The sequence below is a fragment of the Rhizobium esperanzae genome (assembly GCF_002204185.1).
Taxonomy (GTDB): domain Bacteria; phylum Pseudomonadota; class Alphaproteobacteria; order Rhizobiales; family Rhizobiaceae; genus Rhizobium; species Rhizobium esperanzae.
This window is the reverse complement of record NZ_MXPU01000003.1, coordinates 215,214-230,421: the sequence shown is the minus strand read 5'-3', so window position 1 is coordinate 230,421 and position 15,208 is coordinate 215,214. Positions and strand designations below refer to the sequence as shown.

General features: G+C 62.7%; 13 protein-coding genes. 12 read left to right on the top strand and 1 reads right to left on the bottom strand.

The genetic code is table 11. The features are described 5' to 3' along the window. Positions 1–69 precede the first annotated feature (69 nt). From mraZ to murB, 12 genes are read left to right on the top strand one after another with little or no spacing between them, the layout of a single operon-like run. On the top strand, positions 70–507 hold the full coding sequence (gene mraZ, locus B5E41_RS05470; protein ID WP_245303060.1) for a division/cell wall cluster transcriptional repressor MraZ: 438 nt from the start codon (positions 70–72) through the stop codon (positions 505–507). Positions 508–524: 17 nt separating this feature from the next. Beyond that, the gene (gene rsmH / locus B5E41_RS05465; protein WP_088391699.1) at positions 525–1,550 is read left to right on the top strand and encodes a 16S rRNA (cytosine(1402)-N(4))-methyltransferase RsmH; all 1,026 of its coding nucleotides are present in this window, start codon (positions 525–527) and stop codon (positions 1,548–1,550) included. A 1-nt stretch (position 1,551) separates the two neighbouring features. Beyond that, the gene (gene ftsL / locus B5E41_RS05460; protein WP_088391697.1) at positions 1,552–2,046 is read left to right on the top strand and encodes a cell division protein FtsL; all 495 of its coding nucleotides are present in this window, start codon (positions 1,552–1,554) and stop codon (positions 2,044–2,046) included. Continuing rightward, positions 2,046–3,803, top strand: a complete 1,758-nt coding sequence (locus B5E41_RS05455; protein ID WP_088391695.1) for a peptidoglycan D,D-transpeptidase FtsI family protein — start codon at positions 2,046–2,048, stop codon at positions 3,801–3,803. The genes ftsL and B5E41_RS05455 overlap by 1 nt, the downstream gene beginning before the upstream one ends. A 6-nt stretch (positions 3,804–3,809) precedes the next feature. Then, positions 3,810–5,330 (top strand): UDP-N-acetylmuramoyl-L-alanyl-D-glutamate--2,6-diaminopimelate ligase, encoded by a 1,521-nt coding sequence (locus B5E41_RS05450; RefSeq protein ID WP_088391693.1) that lies wholly within the window; start codon positions 3,810–3,812, stop codon positions 5,328–5,330. After that, positions 5,327–6,766, top strand: a complete 1,440-nt coding sequence (locus tag B5E41_RS05445) for a UDP-N-acetylmuramoylalanyl-D-glutamyl-2,6-diaminopimelate--D-alanyl-D-alanine ligase (protein ID WP_088391691.1) — start codon at positions 5,327–5,329, stop codon at positions 6,764–6,766. The genes B5E41_RS05450 and B5E41_RS05445 overlap by 4 nt, the downstream gene beginning before the upstream one ends. Before the next feature lie 22 nt (positions 6,767–6,788). After that, positions 6,789–7,889, top strand: coding sequence for a phospho-N-acetylmuramoyl-pentapeptide-transferase (gene mraY, locus B5E41_RS05440; RefSeq protein WP_011426095.1), 1,101 nt, complete (start codon positions 6,789–6,791; stop codon positions 7,887–7,889). Between the two features lie 7 nt (positions 7,890–7,896). Then, a complete protein-coding gene (gene murD / locus B5E41_RS05435) occupies positions 7,897–9,309 on the top strand; it encodes a UDP-N-acetylmuramoyl-L-alanine--D-glutamate ligase (RefSeq protein ID WP_088391689.1) in 1,413 nt (470 codons plus the stop codon). A 1-nt stretch (position 9,310) separates the two neighbouring features. After that, complete coding sequence (gene ftsW / locus B5E41_RS05430; RefSeq protein WP_064803810.1) at positions 9,311–10,465, top strand: putative lipid II flippase FtsW; 1,155 nt, start codon at positions 9,311–9,313, stop codon at positions 10,463–10,465. A 6-nt stretch (positions 10,466–10,471) separates the two neighbouring features. Then, positions 10,472–11,596: an undecaprenyldiphospho-muramoylpentapeptide beta-N-acetylglucosaminyltransferase gene (gene murG, locus B5E41_RS05425; protein WP_088391687.1), complete on the top strand. Its 1,125-nt coding sequence runs from the start codon at positions 10,472–10,474 to the stop codon at positions 11,594–11,596. After that, positions 11,593–13,008 carry a UDP-N-acetylmuramate--L-alanine ligase gene (gene murC / locus B5E41_RS05420; protein WP_088391685.1) on the top strand — a complete coding sequence of 472 codons (1,416 nt, stop codon included), beginning with the start codon at positions 11,593–11,595 and terminating at the stop codon, positions 13,006–13,008. The genes murG and murC overlap by 4 nt, the downstream gene beginning before the upstream one ends. Further along, the gene (murB, locus tag B5E41_RS05415; protein WP_064810823.1) at positions 13,005–13,979 is read left to right on the top strand and encodes a UDP-N-acetylmuramate dehydrogenase; all 975 of its coding nucleotides are present in this window, start codon (positions 13,005–13,007) and stop codon (positions 13,977–13,979) included. Before murC ends, murB begins: the two co-directional genes overlap by 4 nt. Position 13,980: 1 nt before the next feature. Here murB and B5E41_RS05410 read toward each other — a convergent pair whose 3' ends face one another. Then, positions 13,981–14,910 (bottom strand): UDP-glucose 4-epimerase family protein, encoded by a 930-nt coding sequence (locus B5E41_RS05410; protein WP_088391683.1) that lies wholly within the window; start codon positions 14,908–14,910, stop codon positions 13,981–13,983. Between the last annotated feature and the right edge of the window lie 298 nt (positions 14,911–15,208).

Here is a 15,208-nt window from a genome sequence, read left to right as displayed (position 1 = left end):
CTGTGCCTGATATTGGGACTTTCGGGCGTCTTTTTGTCCGGCTCCCTGCAGGAACGGATGTTTCGAGTCATGAGCCGCTTCCTTTCGAACGCGACCAACAGGATCGATGCCAAGGGCAGGGTTTCCGTGCCTTCGGCGTTTCGTTCCGTGCTGGCGCAGCGCAACGTTCAGGAGCTTTACTGTTTCCAGGACTTTGTGTTTCCGGCGATCAGCATCGGCGGCCCGGATCTTCTCGAAAGATTCGAGCGGCAGATTGCTGCGGAAGATCCATTTTCGCCGGATGCGAACGCGATGTCGCTTCTGATCCACGGAGGCGGGGTCTTCATGAAGCTCGATGCCGAGGGGCGGCTGATGGTCACGGATTTCATCCGCGACTTCACCGGCATCTCGGACGAAGTGACCTTCGTCGGTCGGGCGGATCATTTTCAGCTCTGGCAGCCGCAGGCATTCTTGGTTGCGCAGGCGCAGGCACGAGGGGAGCGCAAGCTGGCGGGCAAGCGTTCCTGAAGGAACGAGGGAACGGAATGGCGACGAATCCTGGCGGAGGTTCAACTGATGCCGGTGGCGGACCGGTTCGTCACATTCCTGTTCTTCTCAATGAGGTCCTCGCAGCGCTCTCGCCCGCACCCGGCAAGCTCATTCTCGATGGTACATTCGGTGCCGGTGGTTATAGCGCGGCCATCCTTGCGGCCGGCGCCGAGGTGATTGCGCTCGATCGTGATCCCACAGCGATTGCCGCGGGCCAGGCGATGGTCGCCGCTCATGCCGGCCGCCTCCGGCTCATTCATGCGCAGTTCTCGAATCTTGCCGACCATGCGCCGCAAGGCGGACTCGATGGCGTCGTGCTCGATATCGGCGTCTCTTCCATGCAGATCGATGAGCCCGAGCGCGGCTTCTCCTTCCAGAAGAGCGGACCGCTCGACATGCGCATGTCGGGGGCAGGCGTTTCGGCCGCCGATGTCGTCAATCGCGCCAAGGTCGCGGATCTAATCCGCATCTTCCATTTTCTCGGTGAGGAAAACCAGGCGCCGCGAATCGCACATGCGATTGAGAAGCGGCGCGAGGAAAAGCCCTTCGAAACGACGCGCGATCTTGCCGGCCTCATCGAACTGGTCACCCCGCGCAAGATGAAGGACAAGATCCATCCCGCGACGCGCGTCTTCCAGGCCTTGCGCATTTTCGTCAATGACGAACTCGGGGAACTGGCGCAGGCATTGTTTGCGGCGGAACGAGCTCTGAAGCCCGGCGGCCGGCTCGTCGTCGTCACCTTTCATTCGCTTGAAGACCGCATCGTCAAGAAATTCTTCTCCGACCGCGCCGGCAAGGCGACGGGCTCGCGGCACCTGCCGGCCGCACATGAGCGGGCGGCGACCTTCACGGCGATCGGCAAGACGATGGTTTCGGCGAGCGAGGCGGAGGCTGAAGCCAATCCGCGCGCCCGCTCCGCCAAGCTGCGCGCCGGCCAGCGGACGGACGCGGCCGCCGAGGCGGCGGATATGTCGCTCTTCGGGTTTCCCAATCTTGCCTCTCTCGGAAAGCTTGGAGGTTGATATGCTGAAAACGTTCGATCTCGTGCTCATCGGCGTCATGACGGCGACTGCCGCCGTCACCTACACGATCAAGCATCGCGCCGAATTGAAGCTCGAGGAGGTTCATCGCCTCGAAGCCGAGATCAAGCTCGAGAAGGACACAATCGATCTTCTCAAGGCCGATTGGGCTCTGCAATCGCAGCCGAACCGGCTGGAGCGGCTGGTCAATGCCTACAATGCGGAATTGCAGCTGCAGCCGACGGATTCGACGGCGCTCGTGCATGCGAAGGAGCTGCCGATGCTGAAGTCCGAGGTTCCGGTACCGGATGTGACGGAGGCCAAAGCCGGCGCCAAGGGTGCGACCCTGGCCAACGCCAAAGGCACGACCGGCAAAGCGCAGCCCGTGCCGCGGGGCGCAGTACAGCAGCACGACGCAGCCGAGCAGCGTGACGCAGCTGAGCAGCGTGGTGTGGTGGCAGACGAGGCAGACGAGATCGAAACGGGGTCGGTGGAATAATGTCGTTTCTTTCCCGAATCATGGTCCTGAAGAGTCAGGCGCATTTCTCCGCCGGCGTCTATAACCGCTTCGGCGGCCCTTCCGCCGGCGTGGCCATCGAGGGGTCGCGCAAGAAGAAGACAGGGCAGGCAAAAAGCCGCGTAGGGCTGCTGATCCTTGGCTTCATGGGTGTCTATGTCGTCATCGGCGGCCGTCTGGTCGAATATGCCATGAAGGATCAGGAGGTCGTCTCCAGCATCCTGCCGCCCGACCGGTTGATGGCCTCGCGGCCCGACATACTCGATCGCAATGGCGAGGTGCTGGCGACCGACATCCGCACGGTCTCGCTGTTTGCCGAGCCGAACAAGATCGTTGACGTCGATGAGGCGGTGGAGAAGCTTGCAACTGTTTTGCCGGAGCTCGACGTCAGAGACACCTACAAGAAGCTTTCGGTCAAGAGTTCGCATTTCGCCTGGCTGCGCCGGCAGCTGACGCCGAAGCAGCAGAGCCAGATCCTGGCGCTCGGCATTCCCGGCATCGGCTTTCGGCCGGAGAAGCGCCGCTTCTATCCTGGCGGCTCAACCGCGGCGCACATCCTCGGCTATGTCAACATCGACAACCGCGGCGTTGCCGGTATGGAGAAATTTATCGACGACCAGGGACTCGCCGATCTCGCCTCGGTCGGCATGACGAGCGACCAGCCGCTGGAGCCGGTGCGGCTGTCGATCGACCTGCGCGTGCAGAACATCGTTCGCGATGCGGTCGTCAACGCCGTCAACAATTTTCAGTCCAAGGGGGCCGGCGCGGCTGTGATCGACGTGCACACCGGGGAAGTGCTCGGCATGGCATCGGCACCCGACTTCGATCCGAACAATCCGCAGGAGGGCGCCAAGGAAGGCTGGCTCAACCGGATGACGAACGGCACCTTCGAAATGGGGTCGACCTTCAAGACCTTCTCGCTGGCGATGGCGCTCGACAGCGGCAAGGTGAAGATGTCCGATACGTTCGACGCCAGCAAACCGATCTATATCGGCGGCTTCACCATCCATGACTTTCACGGGCAGCGTCGCTGGCTGACCGTTCCCGAGATTTTCCAGTATTCCTCCAACATCGGCACGGCGCGCGTCATCGATCTCGTTGGCATCGATTCGCAGAAGGACTATCTGACCAAGCTCGGCCTGCTGACGAAAATGCAGACCGAACTGCCGGAAGTGAAGATGCCGAGCCAGCCGCGCGTGTGGAAGAAAATCAATTCGATCACGATTTCCTTCGGCCACGGCGTCTCGACAACGGCGCTGCAGACCGGGGTGGCGGCGGCCGCCCTTGTCAACGGTGGCAAGCTCATCGAGCCGACATTCCTGCCGCGCACGCGCGAACAGGCCGATCAGATCGCCACGCAGGTCCTCAAGAAGTCGACCAGCGACTCGGTCCGCTATCTGCTCGATTTCAACGGTTACAAGGGGTCGGGGCGCGTCGCCCGTGTGCCGGGCTTTGCTGTCGGCAGCAAGACCGGTACGGCGGACAAAGTGGTGAACGGGCGTTATTCCGCGACGCTCAACTTCAACTCCTTCATCTCCGCCTTCCCGATCGATGACCCCCAATATGTCGTCATCACCTTCTGCGACGAGCCGAAAACAGGCGAAAAGCAATATGGTGGAACGATCTCCGCCGGTACTGCCGGCCCGATCGCTCGTGAGATCATCCGCCGCGCGGCTCCCATTCTCGGCATCGAGCCGAAATTTGGGGAGGGCGGTTCGGCCTTGCTGGTGTCTTATTGAGTGTGAATGAATACCGACGCCGATTCGCGAGGGGTGAACCGGCTTCAAGAGAGAAAAGTGCGTTCGATGAAATTGCGAAACCTGGCCGGAGATCAGTTTCCGGAACTTGAAGCACAGCTCGAAGGCCCGGCAGGCTTGCTTGATATCTCAGGCCTGTCTTCGGACAGCCGCAAGGTCGAACCGGGCAATGCTTTTGTCGCGGTCGCCGGCACCAAGGTGGATGGCGCGGGGTTCATCGCGGATGCCGCCCGCCGTGGGGCCGCCGTCGCGATCACCTCCCAGGCTGTCGATGCTTCCATCCCGGTGCTTGCGGTCAAGGAGCCGCGCCGCTTCCTTTCCATCGCCGCCTCCCGCTTTTACGGCAGGCAGCCCGAGACCATGGTCGCCGTCACCGGCACGGCCGGCAAGACTTCTGTCGCCTCTTTCACCCGCCAGATCTGGGCGCATGCCGGCCATGCAGCGGCGATGATCGGCACAACCGGTGTCGTTTCGCCGACGCGCAATGAGTATGGCGCACTGACGACACCGGATCCGGTGTCGTTGCACAAACTGCTGGCGGAGCTCGCCAACGAGGGTGTTACGCATGCCTCGATGGAGGCCTCCAGCCACGGCCTCGACCAATGCCGTCTCGACGGTGTCAGGCTCGCCGCCGCAGCCTTCACCAATCTCGGCCGCGACCACATGGATTATCATCCCACGATCGAAGACTATATGGCCGCCAAGATGCGGCTTTTCGATACGCTGCTGCCGAAGGGCTCGCCGGCGGTCGTCTTCGCGGACGATCCGTGGTCGGCGCAGGCCATCAAGGCGGCTGCCGATGCCGGTCATGACGTCCGCACCGTTGGGCGCAAGGGGCAATATCTCTCGCTGAAACGTGTCGAGCATTTCCGCCACAAGCAGACGGCGGAGATCCATATCGGCGACGAGATCTTCGAGGTGGACATTCCGCTGGCCGGCGATTTCCAGGTCGCCAACGCGCTGGTTGCGGCAGGACTTGCAATGTCCACGGGAGTCGAGCCGAAGGTCGCGATGGCGGCGCTTGAGAAACTGGTCGGCGCGTCGGGCCGCCTCGAATTGGTCGGCCATACCCAAGATGGCGCACTCGCTTATGTCGATTATGCCCACAAGCCGGATGCGTTGGAAAATGTGCTGAACTCGGTGAGGCCCTTCACCACCGGCCGTGTCGTCGTCGTCTTCGGCTGCGGCGGCGACCGCGACCGCGGCAAGCGGCCGATCATGGGCGAAATCGCCTGCCGCCTTGCCGATGTCGTCATCGTCACCGATGACAATCCGCGTTCGGAGGAGCCGGCTGCGATCCGGGCGGAAATTATGGCAGCGGCAAGTTGCGCCAGCGAGATCGGCGATCGCGCCACAGCGATCCGCGAGGCGGTCGGCATGCTGAAATCCGGCGATACGCTGATCGTTGCCGGCAAGGGGCACGAGGAAGGGCAGACGATCGGGAGCGTCACACTGCCGTTCTCCGACCACGCGGAGGTGCGCAAGGCCTTGGAGGAACAGAAATCTTGAGCTGGCTCTGGACGACCGAAGACATGATTGCAGCAATGGCGGGGCGCCCTTTCGGCACCTTGCCCGAAGGCATCACCGGCATTTCCATCGACAGCCGCTCGATTACATCAGGCGAGGCGTTTTTCGCGATCAAGGGCGACCGCGTCGACGGTCACGATTATGCGTCGATGGCGATAGCGAACGGCGCCTCGCTTCTCGTCGTCAGCGAAGCGAGGCTTCCCGCCCTCGGCCGCCTGACGGTACCGATGATCGTCGTCGACGATGTGCTGGCGGCACTCGGGCGTCTGGGGCAGGCTTCCCGCGAGCGGTCGCGGGCAAAAATCATCGCCGTTACCGGTTCTGTCGGCAAGACGACCACCAAGGAGATGCTGCGGCACGTGCTGTCGCCGTCGGGCAAGGTGCACGCCTCCGTCGCTTCCTTCAACAATCACTGGGGCGTTCCGCTGACGCTCGCGCGGATGCCTGATGATACCGATTACGGCGTCTTCGAAGTCGGGATGAATCATCCCGGCGAGATCCGACCGCTGGTGGCGATGATCCGTCCCGATGTCGCGGTCATCACGACGATCGCGCCGGCGCATCTCGGCAACTTCAAGAGCATCAAGGAGATCGCCGCCGCCAAGGCGGAAGTCTTCGAAGGGCTCGAGCCCGGCGGCCATGTCGTGCTCAACCGCGACAATGACCAGTTCAATTTCCTCGATCGAACGGCGCAGTCGCTCGGCATCGAGAACATTCACTCCTTCGGCCAGCACGCCAAGGCGGAATTCCGGCTCGCGGAATTCAACGGCGCGGACGAGAATTCGACGCTATGGTTGACGATCGGCGGCGAGACGCTGGAGGTCGCGATCGGCGCGCCTGGCCGCCATATCGCCGAGAATGCGCTGGCGGCGCTCGGCGTCGTCAGGATCGTCGGCGCCGATATGGAGAAGGCGATCGAGGCGCTCGCGACGCTGAAGCCGGAAAAGGGCAGGGGCAAGCGCCACCGGCTTTCGATCGGCGGCGGTCGCGGCAGCTTCATGCTGATCGACGAGAGCTACAATGCCAATCCGGCCTCGATGCGCGCGGCGATCGCGCTGCTGGCGGCCGCCGAGCCGATCGCGCGCGGACGCCGTATCGCCGTGCTCGGCGACATGCTGGAGATGGGCGAATATGCCGAGAAGGTCCATGCCGATCTTGCCGGGCCGCTGCTTGCCGCCGGCATCGAACATGTCTGGCTTGCGGGTGCCGAGATGGCCGCGCTGAAGGGATCATTGCCGGAAAGCGTGCAAGTCGAATACCGCGAGAACACGAGCGAATTGACGGAATATGTATTGGACTCGGTCGCGCCGGGCGACGTGTTGATGGTGAAATCGTCTCTGGGCATCGGTTTCGGCAAGATCGTCGCCGCGCTCCTTGACAAGTTCCCGGCATTTGCCGACACGCAACGCGAACTTTGATCGGGTAAACAAGGGGCCCTGAATGCTGATCTGGCTTGTCGAACTGTCGGAATATTTCAAGTTTCTGAATCTGTTCAGATACATCACTTTCCGCACAGGGGCCGCTCTCTTCACCTCCGCATTGATCGTCTTCCTGTTCGGGCCGACGATCATCAATTCGCTGCGCATCCGGCAGGGCAAGGGCCAACCGATCCGCGCCGACGGGCCGCAGACGCATTTCAAGAAGGCCGGCACGCCGACCATGGGCGGGCTGATGATCCTGGCCGGCATCGTCGGGGCGTCGCTGCTCTGGGCCGATCTTTCCAACGTCTATGTCGTCGCCACCTTGCTGGTGACGCTGGGCTTCGGCGCAATCGGCTTCTATGACGATTATCTCAAGGTGACCAAGCAGAGCCACAAGGGCTTCTCCGGCAAGGCGCGTCTCGGCATCGAATTCGTCATCGCTGGCATCGCAGTCTACTTCATGATGCGCACCGCCCTTGCCTCGGGGACCGCCGGCTCGACCTTCGGCTCCTCGATCGCCTTTCCCTTCTTCAAGGACTTCCTGATCAATCTCGGCATCATGTTCGTCGTCTTCGGCGGCTTCGTCATCGTCGGCGCCGGCAATGCCGTCAATCTGACCGATGGCCTCGACGGGCTTGCCATCGTGCCTGTTATGATCGCGGCCGCCTCCTTCGGCGTCATCGCCTATCTCGCCGGCAATGTGGTGTTTGCGAACTATCTGCAGATCAATTTCGTGCCCGGCACCGGTGAGCTTGCCGTCGTGCTCGGCGCCGTCATCGGCGCCGGCCTCGGCTTCCTCTGGTTCAACGCGCCGCCCGCCGCCATCTTCATGGGCGATACCGGGTCGCTGGCGCTCGGCGGCACAATCGGCACCGTTGCCGTCGCCACCAAGCATGAGATCGTCATGGCGATCATCGGCGGCCTGTTCGTCATGGAGACGCTGTCGGTCATCATCCAGGTCGGCTTCTTCAAGATGACCGGTCGGCGCGTCTTCCTGATGGCGCCGATCCATCATCATTTCGAGAAGAAGGGCTGGACCGAGAGCCAGGTGGTGATCCGATTCTGGATCATCGCCGTCGGCCTGGCCCTGCTCGGCCTTTCGACGCTGAAGCTGCGGTGAGGCGGCGATGATCCCGGTCACGACGCTCAAGGACAGGAAGGTCGCGCTCTTCGGGCTCGGCGGTTCCGGTTTTGCCACTGCCCGCGCGCTGGTCGCGGGCGGCGCCGAGGTGACCGCGTGGGACGACAATCCCGACAGCGTCGCCAAGGCTTCGGCGGAAGGGATCCGGACGGAGGACCTGCACGGCATCGACTGGAGCCAGCACGCGCTGTTCGTCCTGTCGCCCGGCGTGCCGCTCACCCATCCGAAGCCGCACTGGACTGTCGACCTCGCGCGGGCGGCCGGCGTCGATATTGTCGGCGACGTCGAGCTCTTCGTGCGCGAGCGCCGTGCTCATGTGCCGGATTGCCCGTTCATCGCCATCACCGGCACCAATGGCAAGTCGACGACGACGGCGCTGATCGCCCACATCCTGAAATCCGCAGGCTACGACACCCAGCTCGGCGGCAATATCGGCACGGCGGTGCTGACGCTCGATCCGCCGAAGGCGGGGCGTTATTTCGTTGTCGAATGCTCGTCCTATCAGGTCGATCTGGCGCCGACGTTGAACCCTTCAGCCGGCATCCTGCTTAACCTGACGCCCGATCATCTCGATCGCCACGGCACGATGCAGCACTACGCCGACGTCAAGGAGCGGCTGGTCGCCGGCAGCGATGTCGCGATCGTCGGCATCGATGACAGCCATTCGGCGCTAATCGCCGACCGGATCGAGCGGGCAGGTGTCAAGGTGGTCCGCATCTCGCGCCGTAACGCGGTGGCATCAGGCATTTATGCCGAGGGCACCAGGCTCGTTCAGGCCGGCGGCGGCGCCATGCTGCCCTTTGCCGATCTCGACGGCATCCAGACGCTGCGCGGCAGCCACAATGCGCAGAACGCGGCGGCGGCGGTCGCCGCCTGCCTTGCCGTCGGCGTGTCCGCCGACGACATTCGCACCGGCCTTGCCTCCTTTCCCGGCCTCAAGCACCGCATGCAGCCTGTGGGCAAACGAGGCCGCGTCGTCTTCGTCAACGATTCCAAGGCGACGAATGCCGACGCGGCAGCGCCGGCGCTGTCGAGCTATGATCGCATCTACTGGATCGCCGGCGGCTTGCCGAAATCAGGCGGCATCTCGACGCTCGCGCCCTATTTCCCACGTATCGCCAAGGCCTATCTGATCGGCGAGGCAGCCGCGGAGTTCGCCGCCACACTCGGCGAGGCCGTGCCCTACGAGATCTCCGGCACGCTGGAGCGCGCAGTCGCGCATGCGGCGGCCGATGCGGAGCGCGACGAAGCTGCTGCTTCCGCCGTGATGTTATCCCCGGCTTGCGCAAGCTTCGACCAGTATAAGAACTTCGAAGTCAGGGGTGATGCCTTCGTCAGCCATGTGGCCGCCCTTGACGGAATGACGATGCTGATCGGCCCGGCAACAGGAGAGAAATGACATGGTAAGCCGCGCGGAACGTGGGCCTCTGGCCGATTGGTTCTGGACCATCGACCGCTTCTTCCTGGCGATGTTCATCTTCCTGATGGGCATCGGCTTCATGCTGTCGTTTGCGGCATCTCCAGCGGTTGCCGAGCGCATCGGGCTCGAGCCTTTTCACTTCGTCAAGCGCCATGCCGCCTTCATGATCCCGTCGATCGCCGTCATGCTCGGGCTATCGTTCTTAACGCCGCGCCAGGTGCGGCGAACCGCGATCCTGCTCCTGATCATTTCGCTCGCCATGATGGTGCTGGTGCTGTTCGTCGGCCAGGAGGTCAAGGGCGGCAGGCGCTGGATCTGGATCGCCGGCCTTTCCATCCAGCCGTCGGAATTCATGAAACCTGCCTTCGTCGTCGTCTGCGCCTGGCTATTTGCCGAGCATGCGCGTCAGCCGGAAATCCCCGGTAATCTCTTTGCCATCATCCTCTTCGGCATCGTTGCGGCCCTTCTCGTCGCGCAGCCCGACCTCGGCCAGACCATCCTGACGACCGCCGTCTGGGGGGGCATGTTCTTCATGGCCGGCATGCCGTGGATCTGGATCATGCTGCTCGGCATTGGCGGCGCCGGCGGCCTGCTCAGTGCCTATTACGTCTTTCCGCACGTTGCGCTGCGCATAGACAAGTTCATGACCGGCGAGGGCGACACGTTCCAGATCGACACCGCCCGTGAGGCGATTATCCGCGGCAGTTGGTTCGGTCAGGGGCCGGGCGAAGGCATCGTCAAGCGTATCATCCCGGATGCGCATACCGACTTCATCTTCTCGGTCGCGGCCGAGGAATTCGGCATCGTCTTCTGCATGGCGCTCGTCGCGCTGTTTTCCGTGCTGGTGCTGCGCGGCCTCTCGCATGCTTATCGCGAGCGCAATGATTTCAATCGCTTTGCCGTCGCGGGCCTGGTGCTGCAGATGGGCATCCAGTCAATCATCAATATCGGCGTCAATCTTGAGCTGCTGCCGGCAAAGGGCATGACGCTGCCGCTGATTTCCTACGGCGGTTCTTCCATGGTGGCGATCTGCGTTACCGCGGGCTTTATTCTCGCGCTGACGCGCCACCGCCCGGAAAAACGTGCGCAGGACCGGAGCCTCTTCCGCGTCCCGCACGGCATGCCCGCGGAGTAAGAGGTCATGAGCAAAGGCATCGTGCTGCTTGCCGCCGGAGGGACCGGCGGCCACGTGTTCCCGGCGGAGGCGCTGGCCTTCAAGCTGAAGGAGCGCGGCTATTCGGTGCACCTGGTGACTGACAGCCGGGCCGAGCGTTATGCCGGCAAGTTCCCGGCCGAGCAGATCCATGTCGTGCCGTCGGCGACGATCGGCTCGAAGAACCCGGTCGCCGTCGCCCGCTCGCTGTGGACGCTGTGGAGCGGCATGCGAGCGGCCAAAAGGCTGATCCAGCGGCTGAAGCCGGTGATTGTCGTCGGCTTCGGCGGTTACCCCACCGTACCGCCGCTGCTGGCCGCCACGCGGCTCGGCGTCGCCTCGATGCTGCATGAGCAGAATGCGGTCATGGGCCGGGCCAACAAGGCGCTGGCTCCGCGCGTCAAGGCGATTGCCGGCGGCTTTCTATCAGAAAGCGAGGATGCTTTTTCCGACAAGACAGTTGCAACAGGCAATCCCGTGCGACCGGCGATCCTTGCCGCAGCCGAGCGGCCTTACCTGCCTTCGCATCCCGGCGAGCCCTTCAATCTCGTCGTCTTCGGCGGCAGCCAGGGCGCGCAGTATTTTTCCAAGTCCATGCCGACGGCGATCAGCCTGCTCGAGGACGGCCTGCGCGCGCGGCTCAGGGTGACGCAGCAGGTGCGCCCTGAAGATATGGAGATGGTCAGCGGCTGCGTCGCCAAGCTGGAGATGGGAGCCGATATAGCGCCATTTTTCAACGACATGGCGGAGCGTCTTGCCCAGGCACATCTGGTGATCTGCCGCTCCGGCGCTTCCACGGTTTCGGAAATCTCCGTCATCGGACGCCCGGCCATTCTGGTGCCCTATCCGCATGCGCTCGACCATGATCAGGCGGCGAACGCCGCCGCACTGGCTGCGACGGGCGGGGCGAAGGTGATCCCTCAGTCGGAGCTTTCGCCTGAACGCATCGCTTCTATACTGAGCCATGTGATGAACGATCCGGACAAGCTTTTGCACATGGCGGCGGCGGCCAAACTCGCCGGGAAACCGGATGCGGCGAACTTGCTTGCCGACATGGTTGAGGCTATTGCCGCCGGCAAGACAGTCTCAGAATTCAAGAGGACACGCGCATGAAACTGCCGAAGGCGATCGGTCTCGTCCATTTCATCGGCATTGGCGGTATCGGCATGAGCGGTATCGCCGAGGTGCTGCACAATCTCGGTCACAAGGTGCAGGGATCGGATCAATCGGACGGCGCCAATGTGCAGCGACTGCGCGATAAAGGCATTGAGGTCTCCGTCGGCCATCGCGCCGAAAATCTCGGTGATGCCGAAGTCGTGGTCGTTTCGACGGCGATCAAGAAGAGCAACCCGGAACTCATCGCCGCGCGCGAAAAGCTGCTGCCGGTGGTGCGCCGCGCCGAGATGCTCGCCGAGTTGATGCGCTTCCGCAATGCGATCGCCATCGGCGGCACCCACGGCAAAACGACGACCACTTCGCTGGTCGCAACCCTGCTCGAAGCCGGCGGGCTCGATCCGACAGTCATCAACGGCGGCATCATCAACGCCTACGGCACCAACGCCCGCATGGGCGAGGGCGAGTGGATGGTGGTCGAGGCCGACGAATCCGACGGCACCTTCCTGAAGCTGCCCGCCGATGTCGCCGTCATCACCAATATCGATCCCGAACATCTCGACCATTACGGCAGTTTCGACGCCGTGCGCGCGGCCTTCCGGCAGTTCGTCGAGAACGTGCCATTCTACGGCTTCGGCGTCATGTGCCTCGATCATCCCGAGGTGCAGTCGCTGGTCGGCCGCATCGAGGACCGCAAGATCATCACTTATGGCGAGAACCCGCAGGCCGACGTGCGCTTCAAGAATGTGCGCATCGACGGCACGCGCTCGACCTTCGACGTCGAGATCCGCCGCCGTCGCACCGGCCAGAGGACCGAGCTCAAGGGGCTGGTCATGCCGATGCCTGGCCGCCACAATATTTCCAACGCCACGGCGGCGATCGCAGTCGCCAACCGGCTTGGCATATCGAATGAAGATATCGCCAAGGGGCTTGCCTCCTTCGGCGGCGTCAAGCGTCGCTTCACGCTGACCGGCGAATGGAACGGCGTGCAGATCTTCGACGATTACGGCCACCATCCGGTCGAAATCAAGGCGGTGCTGAAGGCGGCCCGCGAGGCCTGCAAGGGGCGCATCATCGCCGTCCATCAGCCGCACCGTTACACGCGACTCGCGAGCCTGTTCGAGGAATTCGCCGCCTGCTTCAACGATGCCGACAGTATTTTTCTGGCGCCCGTCTATGCGGCAGGCGAGGATGCGATCGAAGGAGTCGATTCCATGTCGCTCGTCTCGCGAATCAAATCCGGCGGCCATCGCGACGCCCGCTTCCTCGCTTCGGCGGAGCTTCTGCCGCAAATGGTTGCGGAGGTTGCAAAGCCTGGTGATTTCGTGGTTCTGTTGGGGGCTGGGAGCATCACATCATGGGCAGCAGCACTGCCCAAGCAATTGGAAGGCCTATCGGGAAAGTCCGCATGAAACAGGTGAATGGGGAAAAGCTTCTCGCGTCTCTCGGGGATGGTGTAAAGGATATCCGCGGCCGTATCACGCCGGATGCCCCCATGGACCGCGTCACCTGGTTCAGGGCCGGCGGTCTGGCCGAACTGATGTTCCAGCCGCATGACGTCGACGATCTCATTGCCTTCCTGAAGATATTGCCCGAAGAGGTGCCGCTGACGGTGGTCGGTGTCGGCTCCAACATTCTGGTGCGCGACGGCGGCATTCCGGGCGTGGTGCTGCGCCTATCGGCCAAGGGCTTCGGCTTCGTCGAGCTTGCCGGCGAAAATCGCATCCTCGCCGGCGCCATCTGCCCCGACAAGCATGTCGCGGCAATGGCGATGGACAATGGCATCGGCGGCTTCCATTTCTTCTATGGCATACCGGGCGGTATCGGCGGCGCGGCGCGCATGAATGCCGGCGCGAACGGCGTGGAGACGCGTGAGCGGCTGATCGAGGTCAACGCCGTTGACCGCAAGGGCAACAAGCATGTGCTTTCCAATGCGGAGATGGGTTATTCCTACCGGCATTCAAAAGCGCCCGCCGATCTGATCTTCACCTCGGTGCTGTTCGAGGGCTATCCGGAAGATCGCGCCCAGATCCGCGCCGAAATGGACGCTGTGCGCAATCACCGCGAGACGGTGCAGCCGGTACGTGAGAAAACCGGCGGCTCGACCTTCAAGAACCCCCCCGGCCATTCCGCCTGGAAGCTGATCGACGAAGCCGGCTGCCGCGGCTTGGTGATTGGCGGTGCGCAGATGTCGTCGCTTCACTGCAACTTCATGATCAATATGGGGCAGGCGACCGGTTACGATCTCGAATATCTCGGCGAGCAGGTGCGCCGTGAAGTCTTCGAGAAAGACGGCATCAAGCTCGAATGGGAAATCAAGCGCCTCGGCGTCTTCATGCCCGGCCGCGAAGTGCGCCCGTTCCAGGGCGTAACGAGCGAATAAACTATTCGACTGCCTGTTTGAGGCCTTCGCGCGGGGTGACGACGGGTAACCAGCCGAGAACGTCGCGCGCCCGGGATATGTCGACCTGCAGTGAACCGCAAAGGCGCTGATAAACGGCTTCCCTCCCGAGTGCCTTTGCAGCCATGTGCAGCAGTGGAGGCGGGAAGGGGAGCAGCATCGGCTTGACGCCCAGCCCCGCCGCAATTCCCCTTATGAGCTCAGGCGTCGAGAGGTCTTCACCATCTCCGGCAAGGAAGGTCTCTCCTGCGGCGGCGGGATGGGTCGCGCAGGTGATGATCAAGTCGACGAGATTTTGCACCGCGACCAATGTGCGGCGGTTCTTCAGCGAAGCGAAGGGGAGCGGCAGTTTCTTGCGGACAAGATTGGTGAGTAGCGCGAAGTTGCCGCGTGCGCCGGGGCCATAGACCAGCGGCGGCCGGATTATGACGACTTCCATGCCGGTGCGCGTTGCGATTTCGCGGAGGCCAATTTCGCATTCCAGCTTCGAAATGCCGTAGGGATCAATCGGGTTCGGTCTGTCGTCGTGCCGGAACGGGCGGTCGGTCTCTTCTCCGTTGACCTTGATGGTGCTGACGAAGACGAATCGCTTCACGCCCGCCTTGGCAGCCTGTTCGGCGAGATTGAGCGCGGCGGCGGTGTTGACCCGGCGGAATTCCGCTAGCGGATCGGCCGCGCGGTCGTCCATGATGTGAACGCGGGCGGCGAGATGGACGATGACGTCGACGCCTTCAAGCGCTGGCGTCCAATCGGTTCCGTCGGTTATTTCAATCGGAAAATGCATTACATCCGGCGGAAAGGCAGAGGTCTGGGATCTCGTGGTGGCCACGAGCTCGCAAGTCTTCTCTGCGTGCAGCCGTTTGACGAGCGGACTACCGACGAAGCCGGCGGCGCCGGTGACGAGGCATCGCATGATCTTCTCCCTGCTCACCCATCCGCCTTCGCTAACCGGAAGTGGTATCGGCATCAATAGAAAAGCGGTGACGCCCGCGCGCCGATGCTCTCGGCATTAATCAATTCGAGCGCCGGCCGCCGCCTCACTGTTGCCGGTATCCGGCGGAGAGATGACACCCGATTCTGTTGGCCGATTCCATCACGGGTGAGCGCGATTGGGTATGTGATTGAACGTATGAGCTTTTTCACTTCCGCGCAGGTTCATTTTCCGATGGCGATGGATTGGTCGCACAGTGAGCAAAAGTTAAAAGGCCGCG

What these genes read in the sequence shown, in the direction of transcription:
- mraZ (WP_245303060.1), top strand. Translation starts at nt 70, where the DNA reads ATGAGCCGCTTCCTTTCGAACGCGACCAACAGGATCGATGCCAAGGGC.
- rsmH (WP_088391699.1), top strand. Translation starts at nt 525, where the DNA reads ATGGCGACGAATCCTGGCGGAGGTTCAACTGATGCCGGTGGCGGACCG.
- ftsL (WP_088391697.1), top strand. Translation starts at nt 1,552, where the DNA reads ATGCTGAAAACGTTCGATCTCGTGCTCATCGGCGTCATGACGGCGACT.
- B5E41_RS05455 (WP_088391695.1), top strand. Translation starts at nt 2,046, where the DNA reads ATGTCGTTTCTTTCCCGAATCATGGTCCTGAAGAGTCAGGCGCATTTC.
- B5E41_RS05450 (WP_088391693.1), top strand. Translation starts at nt 3,810, where the DNA reads ATGAATACCGACGCCGATTCGCGAGGGGTGAACCGGCTTCAAGAGAGA.
- mraY (WP_011426095.1), top strand. Translation starts at nt 6,789, where the DNA reads ATGCTGATCTGGCTTGTCGAACTGTCGGAATATTTCAAGTTTCTGAAT.
- murD (WP_088391689.1), top strand. Translation starts at nt 7,897, where the DNA reads ATGATCCCGGTCACGACGCTCAAGGACAGGAAGGTCGCGCTCTTCGGG.
- ftsW (WP_064803810.1), top strand. Translation starts at nt 9,311, where the DNA reads ATGGTAAGCCGCGCGGAACGTGGGCCTCTGGCCGATTGGTTCTGGACC.
- murG (WP_088391687.1), top strand. Translation starts at nt 10,472, where the DNA reads ATGAGCAAAGGCATCGTGCTGCTTGCCGCCGGAGGGACCGGCGGCCAC.
- murC (WP_088391685.1), top strand. Translation starts at nt 11,593, where the DNA reads ATGAAACTGCCGAAGGCGATCGGTCTCGTCCATTTCATCGGCATTGGC.
- murB (WP_064810823.1), top strand. Translation starts at nt 13,005, where the DNA reads ATGAAACAGGTGAATGGGGAAAAGCTTCTCGCGTCTCTCGGGGATGGT.
- B5E41_RS05410 (WP_088391683.1), bottom strand. Translation starts at nt 14,910, where the DNA reads ATGCGATGCCTCGTCACCGGCGCCGCCGGCTTCGTCGGTAGTCCGCTC.